Origin of the sequence: Antarcticimicrobium luteum, assembly GCF_004358185.1 — a bacterium.
Lineage (GTDB): Bacteria > Pseudomonadota > Alphaproteobacteria > Rhodobacterales > Rhodobacteraceae > Antarcticimicrobium > Antarcticimicrobium luteum.
The window spans coordinates 22,203-36,109 of sequence record NZ_SMUV01000049.1; the positions used below are offsets into that span (position 1 = coordinate 22,203).

Sequence of the window (13,907 nt, forward strand, 5' to 3'; positions counted from 1 at the left end):
GCCCCACAAGATCGAGACACAGCAATGACAGACACAAACTCCCCCGAGGTCGCGGGCCTGCGGCAGGCGCATGAAACCCAACGCCAGAAACAGGGAAAGCCCCCGATGAAGCCCGACCCGACCTTCGATCAGGCCGCCGACAACACCTATCGCGTGACCGCCGCCGAGCTGCGCCAGTTCATCGAACGGTTCGAGCGGCTGGATCAGGAGAAAAAGGACATCGCGGACCAGCAGAAAGAGGTCATGGCCGAGGCCAAGGCGCGCGGCTACGACACCAAGGTCATGCGCAAGGTGATCGCCCTGCGCAAGCGCGACAAGGACGACATCGCCGAGGAAGAGGCGGTGCTGGAGATGTATAAAGAAGCGCTGGGGATGTGATCAGCATGTCACCCACCAAACCGCAAGGAACGGACCCGCTCCGCGTCCTGATCGCATGCGAGACCAGCGGCATCGCCCGCCGCGCCTTTGCCGCGCGCGGGCACGACACCTGGTCCTGCGATCTGGACGCGGCCGAGGATGGATCGAACCGCCACATCATTTGTGACGTGCGCGACGGCATCCTGCGAGAGGGCTGGGATCTGCTGGCGGTGATGCACCCGCCCTGCACCCGGCTCTGCCGATCCGGCCGGCGCTGGATGTCCGGCCCCGGCAAGTGGACGCCACCCAAGGCGCTGCCGAAGGGGCGGACGTGGAACGACCTGCGCGCCGAGTTCGAACTTGGCGTTGACGTCTTCACCGCCTGCTGGGACGCGCCGATCGCGCGCGTGGCCGTCGAGAACCCGGAAATGAACGATCTCGCCCGCGAGCGCATGCCGACCGATCTGCCCGCGCCGCAGATGGTCCAGCCGTTTTGGTTCGGCGAACCGGCCTACAAAAACACCGGCTGGTATCTGCGCGGCCTGCCCGAGCTGATCGAAACCGACCGCCTGCCAGAGCCCGCGCGCGGCAGCGACGAATGGAAACGCTGGAACCGGGTTCACCGGATGCCACCCGGTCCGGACCGTGCCCGCCTGCGCAGCCGGAGCTTTGCCGGAATGATGAACGCCGCCGCCGACCAGTGGGGCGGCCACGCGATGCGAGAGGAGCAAGCGGCATGAAACTTATCACCCACGACACCATCAGTTTCCGCGCCCAGGTCACCGAGGAGGAGCTGCGCGCGCGCATGGCTGCCGAGGTGCTGGAGCAGATCGGCGGGTTTGACACGGAGGAGACCTGACCCATGGCCGCCGCTCGCACCCGCACCACATGCGCCTTGATCCGCAACGCCATCGCCGCTTGCCGCGATGCCGGGATTGAGGTCGGCGCGATCGAGGTGATGCCTGGCGGCGGCGTCCGGATCTTGCCCCCAGGCGCAATTCCGGCGCATCGTGGGGCCGGAGGGGGCAATTCATGCGACGAACTGTTCGGGGATCTGTCAGATTGAAGGGCCTGAAACCATCCGGGAAATGGCCGAGCGGGAACGTGCGCTACTACTACCGGCACACCACGCCTGCCACGCCAATGCCTGACGCGCGGAAAGACAGCCCTGAGTTCCTGAAAGCATATGCCGAGGCCGCCGCCGGCAAGCCCGCCAAGGTGCGCGGCCGCATCCAGCACAGAACCGGAACCATCGGCGCCGGCATCCGCGCCTTCATCGCGTCCGATTCCTACCTCTCGCGCGCCGCAAGCACCCGCGCCAGGTGGCGCAGTTTCGCCGAGGAGTTCGAGGCGTTCTTCGCGACCGCGATGCTGTCAGACCTGCGCCCGAAGCACATCAGAATGTATCTTTCCAAGTTCGATCCGCACCCGGCGAACAACCGGCTGAAGCTCTGGCGGGCCATGGGCCGATGGTGGGTCGATTCCGGCCTTCTGGATGTTGACCCGGCGCGCGACGTGCGGCCCCGCGCCGCCCCCAAGAGTGACGGGTTCACGCCATGGACGCAGGCAGATGTCGACGCATTCCGCGCCCATTGGCCGATCGGCACGATGCAGCGCCTCGCCCTCGAGATCATCGCCCTGACCGGCGCCGCGATCGGCGATGCCGTAATTCTTGGCCCCGGCAACCTCCGCGACGGTTGGTTGACATATCGCAGAGCGAAATCAGGCACGATCTGCACCGTGCCGCTGTTCGTGAAGCCGGCACCGACATATTACCCGGATGCCGACCACCTTCGGGCCTGCATCGAGGCGGCGCCAAAACACATGACATGGCTCAGCACGGCGCGCGGCGCAGCACGATCAGGCAAGGCGGCAGGCCAGTGGTTCGCCACTGGCGCGAAGGCGGCCGGCATCGAGGGCAAGAGCGCGCACGGTGTTCGCAAGTACCTTGCCGCCTACATGGCCGAGCGCGGCGCCTCCGAGGACCAGCGCATGGCGATTCTGGGTCACGATACCACCGCCCAGACCCGCGCCTACAGCAAGACGGCAGACGCCATGCGGATCATTACAGGAACGAAAGTTGACAACTCGGCGGAACAAGTTGTCAAAACGTCATGTAAGTAACTGATTTTACTTCTGATTTTTTTAAGGTGGTGCACCCAGTAGGATTCGAACCTACGACCTTCGCCTTCGGAGGGCGACACTCTATCCAGCTGAGCTATGGGTGCACAGTGGGATTCGAAAACCCCAACTGCTTACGCAGTGCTTACGCGATTTCTCCTGCGTTTAAACCCAAAAACAGGGTCGTCGGCAAGAGTTTGTCATCACGTATGTTTTTCAGTCCTCTTCGTCTTGCAGCTCCCCCGGTATCCGCCCTTTGAGGGCAGCGCCCTCTCCAGCCGGGCCAAAGGTGCCCGTGCGAGGGCGTATAGGACAAAGGCGGCGGCTTCGCAATCTCAAAAACGGGCCATTGCGGCCCGTCCGGCGTGGCGGTGTCTGTCGGGGCGATCGTCCCCGCGGCACCGGTTCCGCAGGCCCGGGCCGGGGCATTGCCGTGTCGGACAACGCCCGCCGGCCCGGCCGTTCAGGCCGGGTTCACCGCGGTGGCCAGCATGGTCATCTCGGGGATCATCACCTCGACCTCGATCCCCTCAAAACCGGCGTTCTCCAGCGCGGACCGCAGCCAGCCTTCGTCCAGCGAGCGGGCGCGCGGGGTAAAGGCAGTGTGCTGCAACTGCCACAGCGCCGCCAGTTTCGGCCCGCTGCGATCCTCGCGCACCACGAAATCATGCAGCAGGAACCGCCCGCCGGGATTCAGGCGCTCGCGCGCGCGGGCGAGCAGCCCATCATGGGCCTCGCCCGGCACACCGGAGAACAGATAGGACATCAGGATCACATCCTGCCCGCCGGGCCAGTCGGTTTCCAGCGCGTTGCCCTCGACAAAGGAGATGCGATCCGACAGCCCCGCCTTTTGCACATACTCCCGCCCCAGATCGGCGACATTCGGGAAATCGACGATGGTGGCGGTCAGGTCCGGAAACGCCTCGCACAGGGAGATGGCAAAGGCGCCGGTGCCGCCGCCCACATCCAGCAGATGGCGCACGCCGGACAGGTCGATCTTGCGCGCAAGCTGCCGTGCCGGCCCGAGCGAGCCGGAATGCTGGCTGGCAGAATAGAGCCTGGCCTCTTCGGGGTCCGCGAACCATTCGGCGTAGGATGCAGTCGCCTCCTCTGGCAGCTTGTCGCGCAGGGCGTCATCGATCTGATCGAGCAGCCCGTACATCTGCTGACCAACCTGAAGCCGCAGGTAATCGCCGAAATCGTATTTGGCCCCCTTCACCAGAAAGGACTCGGCCGCCGGAGAGTTCCTGAACGCGCCGTTCTCCCCCTCGACCAGGCCCAGCCCGGCCAGCGCCGTCATCAGCGTTTCGGTCCGATTCTCGTCGAGCGGGCAATGCCTGGCCAGTTCGGCGCAGCTCATCGGGCCGTCGGCCAGATGGGTGAACACCCCTGCCCCCAGCGCGGCGAACAGCGCCTTTGAGCCCATGAACCCGAATGCAATCTCGGAAATCTGATCGGCGTCGGTGAGTACGGTCATGCGGTAATCCCCAGTTGTTGCGTCAGGGCGACCCTAGACGCAAAAACAGGAAATGACCATTAGCGACACCGCATGTCGCAATTGGAATGTGCAGGTGCCCAAGGATTGATCAGGCGAACAGCTCATGCGCCAGTTCAAGCGCCTCGACCAGAACATCCACTTCGGCCCTGGTATTGTACAAACCGAACGACGCCCGGCAGGTCGCCGTCACCCCGAGGTGATCCATCAGCGGCCCGGCGCAGTGATGACCGGCACGCACAGCGACGCCCTTCTTGTCGAGGATGGTCGAGATGTCATGGGCATGGGCCGCCCCCTCCAGCGTGAAGCTGAAGATCGCCGCCTTGCCCGGCGCGTGGCCCTGCACCTGCAGCCAGTTGAGCCCTGCGAAGCGGTCCTGCGCATAGTCGCGCAGCCCGGCCTCATGGGCGGCGATGTTCTCCATGCCGAGATCCATCATATAGTCGAGCGCCACGCCCATCCCGATGATCTGCACAATGCCCGGTGTGCCGGCCTCGAACTTCATCGGCGGATCGTTATAGATCACGGCGTCCTTGGACACCTCCTTGATCATGTCGCCGCCGCCGAGGAAGGGACGCATTTCGGCCATCCGTGCGGATTTGATATAGATCGCGCCGGAACCGGAGGGACCATAAAGCTTGTGTCCGGTGATGGCGTAGAAATCGCAGCCGATGTCGCTGACGTCCACCGGCAGGTGCACCGCGCTCTGGCTGCCGTCGACCAGCACCGGAACCCCTTTGGCGTGGGCGCCTTGCGTGATCGCCTTCACATCGACAACGGTGCCCAGCACGTTCGACACATGGGTGACGGCCACCAGTTTCGTCTTCGGCCCGATGGCGTCGATCACCGCCTGCGGGTCGAGCGACCCGTCGGGCCCGGTATCGACCCATTTCAGCACCACCCCCTGCCTCTCGCGCAGGAAATGCCAGGGCACGATATTGGCATGATGTTCCATCACGCTCAGCACGATCTCGTCGCCCGGCTCCATCCGCGGCATCGCCCAGCCATAGGCGACCAGGTTGATCCCCTCGGTGGTGCCGGAATTGAAGACGATCTCATCCTCGCTGGGTGCCCCAAGGAACCGTGCGACGGTGCCGCGCACCGCCTCGTATTTGTCGGTGGCCAGATTCGACAGATAGTGCAGCCCGCGATGAACATTGGCATATTCGTGGCTGTAGGCCCGGCTCACCGCGTCGATCACCACCTGCGGCTTTTGCGCCGAGGCGCCGTTGTCGAGATAGGTCAGCGGCCGCCCGTTCACCTCGCGCGCGAGAATGGGAAAATCGGCCCGGATCTTGTCCACGTCATACATTGGCAACGCCCCCGAAAAATACGCCGCCGAACAGCGCGAGCAGAACAGACAGCGCCACCGCCATCATCAGAATCGACAGGATCAGCGCCCCGCCCGCCCTTGGCAGCGAGTTCAGGCGATGGGCCTGGTCGATGAAGTGCAGCGTGATAAAGAGCCCCAGAACGGTGGCCACCAGAACCAGAAGCATCGCCAGCAGCGGAATGGTCAGCGACAGCAGCAGCGCGGCGGCCTGCACCAGAACGCGCAGGAGCTGCATCCACAAAACGGTGACCAGAACATCCTCCAGCCGGCCGGTGCCGCCCAGAATGCGACCGGCCCAATGGATCATCAGCACGGTCAGCACCAGCCCGCCGCTCACCATCCCCAGATAGACAAAGGGCGTCTGGAACATCGGCGGAAAGCCCGCCGGGCCGGGCATCAGCATCCCCGACAGGCTGAACAGCAGCGTATTGGCCACTGCCGCCAGCGCCAGCCCGGTCCACAACACCTCACGCGGGAGGTGCAGCGCGATCAGGCGCCGCGCCACTTCCGCCGGATCCCTGACCGACATCACGATCATCTCGGCCCAGAGCGACCTGTTCATACCGGTGTCCTTTCCGCCTGCCGCAGCCCTGCACCCCAGAACCACAAAAACACCACCAGCCACAAGAGCCCGACACCGTCCTGCGCCGGGCCGGGGCCGACCAGACCGGACACCAGCCCGTGCAGCAACAGCAGCGGCGTCGAGGCCAGCAGCGCCCAGAACAGCGCCAGCCGCGCCCCGTACCAGCCGCCCTGCCCGCCCAGCAGCCGCGCCGCCAGATGCGACAGCGCAGCGATGCAATACAGCAGCAGCGGCGCGATGATCACCCAGGCCAGCAGGCTGGCGCCCAGAAGCATGTTCAGCTCCTGCCCGGTCAGATGCGCCTCACGCGAAATCCGCGGCAATTGGCCGATAAAGACCAGCACGCAGCCGGCCATCAGCAGCGCCAGCGCGCGATCCTCGCGCTGGCCCATGCCCAGCAGCCGCCGCAGCACCCGGCCCGGCCCGCGATAGGTGGCCGCGATGTCGCTGGTGACCGCCATGTCAGCGCCGCCGCGACAGCCAGCCGGTCAGCCGCGCCAGCAGATCCTCAGAAAGCGTCTTGTCCTCGATCTCGTCCAGCGCCTCGGCCAGGAAGGCCAGCGTCAGCAGATCGGTCGCCTCCTGCTCGGGCACCCCGCGCGAGCGCAGGTAAAACAGCCCATCCTCGTCGATCGCGCCGCTGGTCGAGCCGTGCGAACAGGCCACGTCATCGGCATAGATCTCCAGCTCGGGCTTGGCGAGGAACTGACTGTCCCCGTCCAGCAAGAGCGCCTGGCTGATCTGATAGCCGTCGGTTTTCTGTGCGCCGGGCTTGACCAGAATCTTGCCCTGAAAAACGCCGACGGCGCCGTTGCGCAACACCTTCTTGAACACCTGACGGCTTTCGCAATTCAGCGCGCCATGGGTGATGAAGACGGTATCGTCATGGTGGAAATCGCCATCGCCGACGCAGGCGCCGGCCACATGGGCCACCGCATCGTCGCCGGTCAGTTCCACCACCTGCTCGTTGCGGGTCATTACCCCGTTCACGGTGAGGGTGAAGGATTTATAGACCGACTCGGTCCCCAGACGGGTGAACATATGGGTGGCGGCGCGGCGCTGATGATCGCGTCCCTGGGCGCGCACATGGTGCAGCGTGCCGCCGTCGGCGATGTCGATCTCGGTCACCTTGTTGAACCGTGCCGCCGCCGGGCCGTTCTCGAGGATCGTCGCCTCGGCGCCCGGCTCGACCCGGATCACGTGATGCAGCAGCGCGTCGGAGGTTTCCGATTTATGGATATAGATCAGGCTGATCGGTCGGGCGGGCTTGCCGGTGACACGAATCGCAAGCCCGTCGCCGGCATAGGCGGTATTCAGCGCCGCCAGCGGGCGCGGCACCGGGGTTTGCCCCCGCGCCTCGAGCACGCCATAGATGTCGCGGGCCCAATGGATGTCCCGGCCGCAGATGTCGGCGATGCGATCGATTTCAACCCCCTCGAGGCGCAGGTCGTCCGAGGCCGCCGGGTCGAAAACGCCATCGACGAAGACGATCCTGAGACGGTCGATCGCGTCAAAGACCGGCCCCTCGTCATTGGCAAAGACCGGGGCCGGGATCGCCCCGGGCTGGATCAGCGTGTCGGGACGGGTGAATTTCCAGTACTCGTCACGCCGCTGCGGCAGGCCCATGGCGCGCAGCCGCGCCAGCGCCTCGGTCCGCGCCGGGGCCAGGCAACCGCCCTCGGGCAGGGTCAGCCCGGCCAACCGCGCCTCGGTCGCGTCCAGTTTCGGTTCCGCCAGTGCCATCACGCCACCTCGTTCAGGATGTCTGCGTAACCGTTGGTTTCGACCTCCAGCGCCAGCTCGGGTCCGCCGGTCTTGATGATGCGGCCGGCGGCCATGATGTGGACCACGTCCGGTTTGATATGGTCGAGCAGCCGCTGATAGTGGGTGATCACCAGAAAGCCGCGCCCCTCGCTGCGCAGCGCGTTGACGCCATCGGCCACCAGTTTCATCGCGTCCACGTCGAGGCCGCTGTCGGTCTCGTCCAGGATGCACATCTTGGGTTCCAGCATGGCCATCTGCAGGATCTCGTTGCGCTTCTTCTCGCCCCCGGAAAAGCCCACGTTGACCGGCCGCTTGAGCATGTCGGCGTCGATCTTGAGCGCCTTGGCCCGTTCGCGCACCAGCTTGAGGAAATCGGCGGCGCTGATCTCTTCCTCGCCGCGCGCCTTGCGCTGCGCGTTCACCGCTGTGCGCAGAAAGGTCATGTTGCCCACGCCGGGGATCTCGACCGGGTATTGAAAGGCCAGGAACAGGCCGGCGGCGGCGCGCGCCTCGGGCTCCATGTCCAGCAGGTCGACGCCGTCCAGCGTGACGCTGCCCTCGGTCACCTCATAGCCGCCGCGTCCGGCCAGAACATAGGACAGCGTGGATTTGCCCGACCCGTTGGGCCCCATGATCGCATGTACCTTGCCCGGCTCCACGGTCAGGTCGACACCCTTGAGGATCTGCTTATTCTCTTCCTCAAGTTTCACGTGCAGGTTCTTGATTTCCAACATCTCTTACCTCTTTCTCGTCTCTGTCTCCGGGCCCCTGGCCGCGGGAAATTTCATCTGTTTCGCCCATCCGGCGCAGGGGTCCGCCCCGACCGCCGGAGGGCCGTGTCCTTGTCTCACTCCAACCGCACGGCGGTGCCCGAGGCGCTGACCATCAGCATGTTATTGATCACCTCGTAATCCAGATCGACGCCGACCACCGCGTTGCCGCCAAGCGCCACGGCGTTCTCTTCCATCTCGGCCAGAGCGGTGGCGCGGGCGCGGCCCAGCTCCTGCTCATAGGCGCCGGAGCGGCCGCCGAGGATGTCGGTGATGCCGGCAAAGAGATCACGGATCACGTTCGCCCCCAGAATGGCCTCACCGACGACGATGCCCTTGTAGTCCGAAATGCTGCGGCCCTCGACCGAGGGGGTGGTGGTGACGATCATGACGGATCACTCCCGATTACAAACGAAAACAAATCCTTACCCCGGATTTCTCATCCATCCCGGCAGGGTATCGATAAACCCTTCGGCCACATCCGGGCCGATCGCGCCCCGATCCGACAACCGGTCAAGGCAATGCACCGTCAGATCGAAACTGGAAAACACCCCGGCCGCGGCGATGGCCATTTGCTTGAGCTGCGCGTCGCTCCAGTCCTGCGGCACCTCGAGGTTGCGGATATAGACCGCATCGCCGTCGATGAGCTGGCCGCGCACCGCCTTGCCCTTGAGCCGCGCGGCCTGCGAATTGGCGATCATCGTCGGCTTGGTGAACAGCATCTTGTGCAGAACAAAGCCCTGATCGTGCAGTTCGACGTCGAGCTTGCCCCAGAGCGGTTCGCCCTCGTACATCCGGTAGAAGCGGACCTCGGGGATCACGCAGACCGCCTGGGACAGTTTTTCCCGCGCGGTGCGGATCACGTCCAGCTCGCCGCCCTGGATGTCGATCTTCAGCAGGTCGGGCGGCGGCAGATCGTCCAGATCGTCAAGCGACACGAGATCGATCTCGGCGGTGGCGACCTCCTCCCGGTGCCAGCCGGGATGGCCGAGAAAGGCCACCGATTCCTTGCGCACCGGATAGAGCGAGCCGAGCCCGTTCTGCGGGTGGTTGTAGAAGGTGCCCTTGCCCGGCGCGCCCACCGCCTTGTTGATGTAATGGGCGCCCGGACGCGGATTGGCCTGCAGCTCGGCAAAGGCGTTTTCCTCGGGCTCGAACCCCCAGACCTCGCAGCCGCCCATCTCGAGCAGCGTGTCGTAATCGGGCGTATTGATCGGGTTGGCGCCCACATCGACGATCCGCAAGGGGCGCTCGGGCGCAAGGGCCGCGCGCAAATAGTCGACCCGCTGGCGCAGCAGGCGCCGCGCCCGTGGGGCGGACTCGGGCGCGCCGTCGGCAGTCATCCCACCGACCCTTCGAGCGAGATCGCCACCAGTTGCTGGGCCTCCATGGCGAACTCCATCGGCAGCGCCTGCAGCACCTCCTTGCAGAACCCGTTGACGACAAGGGCCACCGATTCCTCTTCGTCCATCCCGCGCGAGCGGCAGTAGAACAGCTGGTCGTCGTCCACCTTGGAGGTGGTCGCCTCATGCTCCACGCGGGAGGAGTTGTTCTTGACCTCGATATAGGGAACCGTATGCGCCCCGCATTTGCCGCCGATGAGCAGGCTGTCGCACTGGGTGTAGTTGCGGCTGTTCTTCGCCTTCGGGTGCATCGAGACCAGCCCGCGATAGGTGTTCTGCGCATGGCCGGCGCTGATCCCCTTGGACACGATGCGCGAGCGGGTATTCTTGCCCAGGTGCACCATCTTGGTGCCGGTATCGGCCTGCTGGTAATTGTTGGCGATGGCGATCGAATAGAACTCGCCCTGGCTGTCGTCGCCGCGCAGGATGCAGGAGGGATACTTCCAGGTGACCGCCGAGCCGGTCTCGACCTGGGTCCACATAACCTTGGCGCGGTCGCCGCGGCAATCGGCCCGCTTGGTGACGAAATTGTAGATGCCGCCCTTGCCGTTCTCGTCGCCGGGATACCAGTTCTGGACGGTGGAATATTTCACCTCGGCGTCTTCCTCGATGATGATCTCGACCACCGCGGCGTGCAGCTGCGACTTGTCGCGCTGCGGCGCGGTGCAGCCTTCGAGGTAGGAGACGTAAGAGCCCTTGTCGGCGATGATCAGCGTGCGCTCGAACTGGCCGGTGTTCTCGGCGTTGATGCGGAAATAGGTCGACAGCTCCATCGGGCAGCGCACGCCCGGCGGCACATAGACGAAGGAGCCGTCGGAAAAGACCGCCGAATTCAGCGTCGCATAGAAATTGTCGCTGACCGGCACCACGGAGCCGAGATATTTCCGCACCAGTTCCGGATGCTCGCGGATCGCCTCGGAGATCGAGCAGAAGATGACGCCGGCCTTTCTCAGCTCGGCCTGAAAGGTGGTGCCGACCGAGACGGAATCGAACACCGCATCGACGGCCACCTTGCGGCCCTCGGCCGGCATGTTCTCGGCACCCTCGACGCCGGCGAGGATCATCTGCTCCTTCAGCGGGATGCCCAGTTTCTCATAGGTCGCCAGCAGCTTGGGATCGACATCCTCCAGCGACTTGGGCTTTTCTTCCATGCTTTTCGGGCGGGCATAGTAATACTGATCCTGAAAGTCGATCTCGGGATAGTCGACCATCGCCCAGTCGGGCTCTTTCATCTGCAGCCAGCGGGCATAGGCCTGCAGACGCCAGTCGGTCATCCATTCAGGTTCGTCGTTCTTGGACGAAATCAGGCGCACGATGTCCTCGGTCAGCCCCTTGGGGGCATAGTCCATCTCGATATCGGTTTCCCAGCCGTATTTGTAGGCGCCGCCGACCTCGCGCACCGCATCGACGGTGTCCTGGTCGACACCTTCCTTTACCTGGGTCTGGTCCATCGCGGCCATCTGCATCACTCCTGAACTCACGCCGCGCGGGCGCGATGTTTCTTTTCCTTCGCACACCACGCTTCGGCAAAGCGCAGCACATTCTCTTCGGTCACGTTCGGTCCCAGCGACACGCGGATCGCGCTGGCGGCCGTGACCTCGTCATATCCCATCGCCGTCAGCACTCGGCTGGCGCGAACCTTGCCGCTGGAGCAGGCGCTGCCCGCGCTGATCGCAAAGCCGGCAAGATCCATCTGCATCACCTGGGTTTCGCCCTTCCAGCCCGGAGTCACCAGGCAAGAGGTATTGGGCAGACGCGGCGCATCATTTCCGACAAAAATAGTCTGTTTGACGGCAGCCGCAATAGATGTTTCTAGAATATTTCTAACCTCTTCGACACGCGCCCACACCCCGTCCGCAAGGTCGCGCGCGGCGGCCTCCGCGGCGGCGCCAAAGCCGGCGATGCCGATCACGTTCTCGGTGCCCGCGCGGCGCCCCATTTCCTGTCCGCCGCCGCGAATCCGGGCCGCGATGTCGGTGCCGCGCCGGACCACCAGCGCGCCGACCCCCTTGGGTCCGCCCAGTTTATGCGCCGAGATCAGAGCCATCTGCGCGCCGCACCAGTTGAAGGCGACCGGCAGCTTGCCAAAGGCCTGGGTGGCGTCGGTCACCGCCAGCCCCTCGGGCAACGCCTGCAGCACGCCGGTCTCGGAATTGGCCATCTGCAGCACGCTGCGGGCGGGATCGGTCACCGCCACCCTGCCCTGCGCATCCACGGCCAGATCCTCTTCGACCCAGGCGCGCACGGCGTCATGCTCCACCCCGGCGCCATGCAGGCCCCGACCGGCGCAGGCCAGCGCCGCCGCCTCGGTCGCGCTGGAGGTAAAGATCACATCCGCCCCCTCGGCGCCAAAGGTCGCCGCCACCTGCGCTCGCGCCTTTTCCACCAGCGCCTTGGCCGCCCGCCCCTCCGCGTGGACGCTGGAGGGGTTGCCGACAACATCCATCGCCGCGATCATCGCCGCGCGCGCCTCGGGGCGCAGCGGGGCGGTGGCGTTATGGTCGAGATAGAGGCGCGGTCCTGCGGGCACCGGGATCACTCCGCGTCGACGACGGAAAACAGCGAGGGCACCGCCGGGCACGGCGCCAGCTCGTTCTGGACCACATCCGACAGCCGGGTCTGGTGCAGGAACACATAGACATGCGCGCTCAGCCCCTCCCACAGGCGGTTGGTCAGCGATTGCGCCCTGCTGCCCGACGATCCGCCCGAGGCGCCGGCGCCCTTGTGCATGGCGTCCACCGTCTCGTCCACCGCGGCGAGGATGTCGGAGACGCGGATCTCCGAGGCCGGACGTGCCAGCCGGTAGCCGCCGCCGGGCCCGCGCACCGAGGTCACCAGTTCGGCGCGGCGCAGCTTGACAAAGAGCTGCTCCAGATAGGGCAGCGAAATCTTCTGCCGCTGGGAAATCTCGCCCAACGTCACCAGCATCCCCTCGGACTGGAGCGCGATGTCGGTCAGTGCGACCATCGCGTATCGTCCCTTTGTCGACAGCTTCATTTTTCAGCTCTCCCGGCAGGCTTTTGAGCGAGATTCTTGACGTAGCGCCCATCAATGCGTATCTCCGCTTGACACCGGACGTGCCAAGCCAGGCGCTCAATTAGAAACGTTCTAAGGTGCCTTAGTGATTTCGTCAAGAATATCCACGGCACCCTCCGACCAATAATAGGACCCGCACCCATATGCCCGAGGTGATTTTCGCCGGACCAGAAGGCCGTCTTGAAGGCCGTTATCACCCGCAAAAGGAAAAAGACGCGCCAATTGCCATCGTTCTTCATCCGCACCCGCAATTCGGCGGCACGATGAACAACAAGGTGGTCTATAACCTGCACTATGCGTTCTACAACATGGGTTTCACCGTGCTGCGGTTCAATTTCCGTGGGGTCGGGCGCAGTCAGGGCGAGTACGACCAGGGCGTGGGCGAACTGTCCGACGCGGCCTCGGCGCTCGATTACCTTCAGTCGATGAACAACAATTCCAAGCATTGCTGGGTCGCCGGCTTTTCCTTTGGCGCCTGGATCGGCATGCAACTGCTGATGCGGCGGCCCGAGATCACCGGCTTCATCAGCGTGTCGCCGCCCGCGAACATGTACGATTTCTCGTTCCTGGCGCCCTGCCCCTCGTCGGGGCTGATCATCAACGGCACCTCCGACCGGGTCGCGCCGCCGGCCGATACCTCGGCGCTGGTGAACAAGCTGCATGAGCAGAAGGGGATCACGATCACCCACGAAGAGGTCGAGGGCGCCGATCACTTCTTCCAGGGGCCGCATATGGACACGCTGATCGACACCACGACCGATTACGTGAAGCGGCGGCTGACGGAAAGCACCCGCTGATGTCCGCGGAGACGCGGGACACGCTGGCCGACGAGCTGGCCCGGGATACGCTGGCGGCGATGGAGGAGATCGGCGACGACCGGCTCTATACCGAAGTGGCCAAGGCCCTGGGCGCCTCGTCGCAATCGCTTGAAGAGGCGTTCCTGACCTCCGTCCGGGTGCGCCTGGCCGAGCGCAACGGGCGGCGGTTTCTGGAATCCCACCTCGCCGCGGCGCGTGCCGGCAAAAAGCCGACCGTATGAGCGGCC

General features: G+C 64.9%; 18 protein-coding genes and 1 tRNA gene. 7 read left to right on the top strand and 12 right to left on the bottom strand.

Translation table 11 applies throughout. From position 1 onward, the window contains the following. Positions 1 to 105: 105 nt before the first annotated feature. The 5 genes from E1832_RS04085 to E1832_RS04100 are packed head-to-tail and all read left to right on the top strand — an operon-like array spanning position 106 to position 2,481. A complete protein-coding gene (locus E1832_RS04085; RefSeq protein ID WP_133358498.1) occupies positions 106 to 378 on the top strand; it encodes a DUF2312 domain-containing protein in 273 nt (90 codons plus the stop codon). A gap of 5 nt (positions 379 to 383) precedes the next feature. Then, entirely contained in the window at positions 384 to 1,097 is a 714-nt protein-coding gene (locus E1832_RS04090; RefSeq protein ID WP_133358460.1) for a hypothetical protein, read from the top strand. Continuing rightward, positions 1,094 to 1,216 (top strand): hypothetical protein, encoded by a 123-nt coding sequence (locus E1832_RS23085; protein WP_280960200.1) that lies wholly within the window; start codon positions 1,094 to 1,096, stop codon positions 1,214 to 1,216. Before E1832_RS04090 ends, E1832_RS23085 begins: the two co-directional genes overlap by 4 nt. 3 nt (positions 1,217 to 1,219) lie before the next feature. Next, on the top strand, positions 1,220 to 1,423 hold the full coding sequence (locus E1832_RS04095; RefSeq protein ID WP_133358461.1) for a hypothetical protein: 204 nt from the start codon (positions 1,220 to 1,222) through the stop codon (positions 1,421 to 1,423). 38 nt (positions 1,424 to 1,461) lie between these two features. After that, on the top strand, positions 1,462 to 2,481 hold the full coding sequence (locus E1832_RS04100) for a tyrosine-type recombinase/integrase (protein ID WP_165978792.1): 1,020 nt from the start codon (positions 1,462 to 1,464) through the stop codon (positions 2,479 to 2,481). Positions 2,482 to 2,508: 27 nt separating this feature from the next. On the opposite strand, the gene E1832_RS04105 is transcribed toward E1832_RS04100, so the two are convergent. The 12 genes from E1832_RS04105 to iscR form a co-directional block, all read right to left on the bottom strand. Next, positions 2,509 to 2,585, bottom strand: a tRNA-Arg gene (locus tag E1832_RS04105). A 356-nt stretch (positions 2,586 to 2,941) separates the two neighbouring features. After that, on the bottom strand, positions 2,942 to 3,955 hold the full coding sequence (locus E1832_RS04110; protein WP_133358463.1) for a methyltransferase: 1,014 nt from the start codon (positions 3,953 to 3,955) through the stop codon (positions 2,942 to 2,944). Between the two features lie 109 nt (positions 3,956 to 4,064). Next, positions 4,065 to 5,285: a cysteine desulfurase gene (locus tag E1832_RS04115; RefSeq protein WP_133358464.1), complete on the bottom strand. Its 1,221-nt coding sequence runs from the start codon at positions 5,283 to 5,285 to the stop codon at positions 4,065 to 4,067. Then, positions 5,278 to 5,868, bottom strand: a complete 591-nt coding sequence (locus E1832_RS04120) for a YIP1 family protein (RefSeq protein WP_133358465.1) — start codon at positions 5,866 to 5,868, stop codon at positions 5,278 to 5,280. Before E1832_RS04120 ends, E1832_RS04115 begins: the two co-directional genes overlap by 8 nt. Continuing rightward, positions 5,865 to 6,350 (bottom strand): YIP1 family protein, encoded by a 486-nt coding sequence (locus E1832_RS04125; protein ID WP_133358466.1) that lies wholly within the window; start codon positions 6,348 to 6,350, stop codon positions 5,865 to 5,867. Before E1832_RS04125 ends, E1832_RS04120 begins: the two co-directional genes overlap by 4 nt. Before the next feature lies 1 nt (position 6,351). Further along, a complete protein-coding gene (sufD, locus tag E1832_RS04130) occupies positions 6,352 to 7,632 on the bottom strand; it encodes a Fe-S cluster assembly protein SufD (protein ID WP_133358467.1) in 1,281 nt (426 codons plus the stop codon). After that, a complete protein-coding gene (sufC, locus tag E1832_RS04135; RefSeq protein WP_133358468.1) occupies positions 7,632 to 8,387 on the bottom strand; it encodes a Fe-S cluster assembly ATPase SufC in 756 nt (251 codons plus the stop codon). Before sufC ends, sufD begins: the two co-directional genes overlap by 1 nt. Positions 8,388 to 8,500: 113 nt before the next feature. Further along, positions 8,501 to 8,812 carry a heavy metal-binding domain-containing protein gene (locus E1832_RS04140; protein WP_133358469.1) on the bottom strand — a complete coding sequence of 104 codons (312 nt, stop codon included), beginning with the start codon at positions 8,810 to 8,812 and terminating at the stop codon, positions 8,501 to 8,503. Positions 8,813 to 8,848: 36 nt separating this feature from the next. Beyond that, positions 8,849 to 9,766, bottom strand: coding sequence for an FkbM family methyltransferase (locus E1832_RS04145; RefSeq protein WP_133358470.1), 918 nt, complete (start codon positions 9,764 to 9,766; stop codon positions 8,849 to 8,851). After that, complete coding sequence (gene sufB / locus E1832_RS04150) at positions 9,763 to 11,286, bottom strand: Fe-S cluster assembly protein SufB (RefSeq protein WP_133358471.1); 1,524 nt, start codon at positions 11,284 to 11,286, stop codon at positions 9,763 to 9,765. Before sufB ends, E1832_RS04145 begins: the two co-directional genes overlap by 4 nt. 17 nt (positions 11,287 to 11,303) lie before the next feature. After that, positions 11,304 to 12,356: a cysteine desulfurase family protein gene (locus tag E1832_RS04155; RefSeq protein WP_245513813.1), complete on the bottom strand. Its 1,053-nt coding sequence runs from the start codon at positions 12,354 to 12,356 to the stop codon at positions 11,304 to 11,306. Positions 12,357 to 12,361: 5 nt separating this feature from the next. After that, on the bottom strand, positions 12,362 to 12,823 hold the full coding sequence (iscR, locus tag E1832_RS04160; protein ID WP_133358472.1) for a Fe-S cluster assembly transcriptional regulator IscR: 462 nt from the start codon (positions 12,821 to 12,823) through the stop codon (positions 12,362 to 12,364). Positions 12,824 to 13,005: 182 nt separating this feature from the next. Here iscR and E1832_RS04165 point away from each other — a divergent pair, with 182 nt between their 5' ends. After that, a complete protein-coding gene (locus E1832_RS04165; protein ID WP_133358473.1) occupies positions 13,006 to 13,659 on the top strand; it encodes an alpha/beta hydrolase in 654 nt (217 codons plus the stop codon). Continuing rightward, positions 13,659 to 13,901, top strand: coding sequence for a hypothetical protein (locus E1832_RS04170; protein WP_133358474.1), 243 nt, complete (start codon positions 13,659 to 13,661; stop codon positions 13,899 to 13,901). Before E1832_RS04165 ends, E1832_RS04170 begins: the two co-directional genes overlap by 1 nt. Positions 13,902 to 13,907: the final 6 nt, after the last annotated feature.

Bases quoted from the DNA above. Each gene is read 5' to 3' on its own strand.
- E1832_RS04085 (WP_133358498.1), top strand. From the start codon at position 106: ATGAAGCCCGACCCGACCTTCGATCAGGCCGCCGACAACACCTATCGC.
- E1832_RS04090 (WP_133358460.1), top strand. From the start codon at position 384: ATGTCACCCACCAAACCGCAAGGAACGGACCCGCTCCGCGTCCTGATC.
- E1832_RS23085 (WP_280960200.1), top strand. From the start codon at position 1,094: ATGAAACTTATCACCCACGACACCATCAGTTTCCGCGCCCAGGTCACC.
- E1832_RS04095 (WP_133358461.1), top strand. From the start codon at position 1,220: ATGGCCGCCGCTCGCACCCGCACCACATGCGCCTTGATCCGCAACGCC.
- E1832_RS04110 (WP_133358463.1), bottom strand. From the start codon at position 3,955: ATGACCGTACTCACCGACGCCGATCAGATTTCCGAGATTGCATTCGGG.
- E1832_RS04115 (WP_133358464.1), bottom strand. From the start codon at position 5,285: ATGTATGACGTGGACAAGATCCGGGCCGATTTTCCCATTCTCGCGCGC.
- E1832_RS04120 (WP_133358465.1), bottom strand. From the start codon at position 5,868: ATGAACAGGTCGCTCTGGGCCGAGATGATCGTGATGTCGGTCAGGGAT.
- E1832_RS04125 (WP_133358466.1), bottom strand. From the start codon at position 6,350: ATGGCGGTCACCAGCGACATCGCGGCCACCTATCGCGGGCCGGGCCGG.
- sufD (WP_133358467.1), bottom strand. From the start codon at position 7,632: ATGGCACTGGCGGAACCGAAACTGGACGCGACCGAGGCGCGGTTGGCC.
- sufC (WP_133358468.1), bottom strand. From the start codon at position 8,387: ATGTTGGAAATCAAGAACCTGCACGTGAAACTTGAGGAAGAGAATAAG.
- E1832_RS04140 (WP_133358469.1), bottom strand. From the start codon at position 8,812: ATGATCGTCACCACCACCCCCTCGGTCGAGGGCCGCAGCATTTCGGAC.
- E1832_RS04145 (WP_133358470.1), bottom strand. From the start codon at position 9,766: ATGACTGCCGACGGCGCGCCCGAGTCCGCCCCACGGGCGCGGCGCCTG.
- sufB (WP_133358471.1), bottom strand. From the start codon at position 11,286: ATGGCCGCGATGGACCAGACCCAGGTAAAGGAAGGTGTCGACCAGGAC.
- iscR (WP_133358472.1), bottom strand. From the start codon at position 12,823: ATGAAGCTGTCGACAAAGGGACGATACGCGATGGTCGCACTGACCGAC.
- E1832_RS04165 (WP_133358473.1), top strand. From the start codon at position 13,006: ATGCCCGAGGTGATTTTCGCCGGACCAGAAGGCCGTCTTGAAGGCCGT.
- E1832_RS04170 (WP_133358474.1), top strand. From the start codon at position 13,659: ATGTCCGCGGAGACGCGGGACACGCTGGCCGACGAGCTGGCCCGGGAT.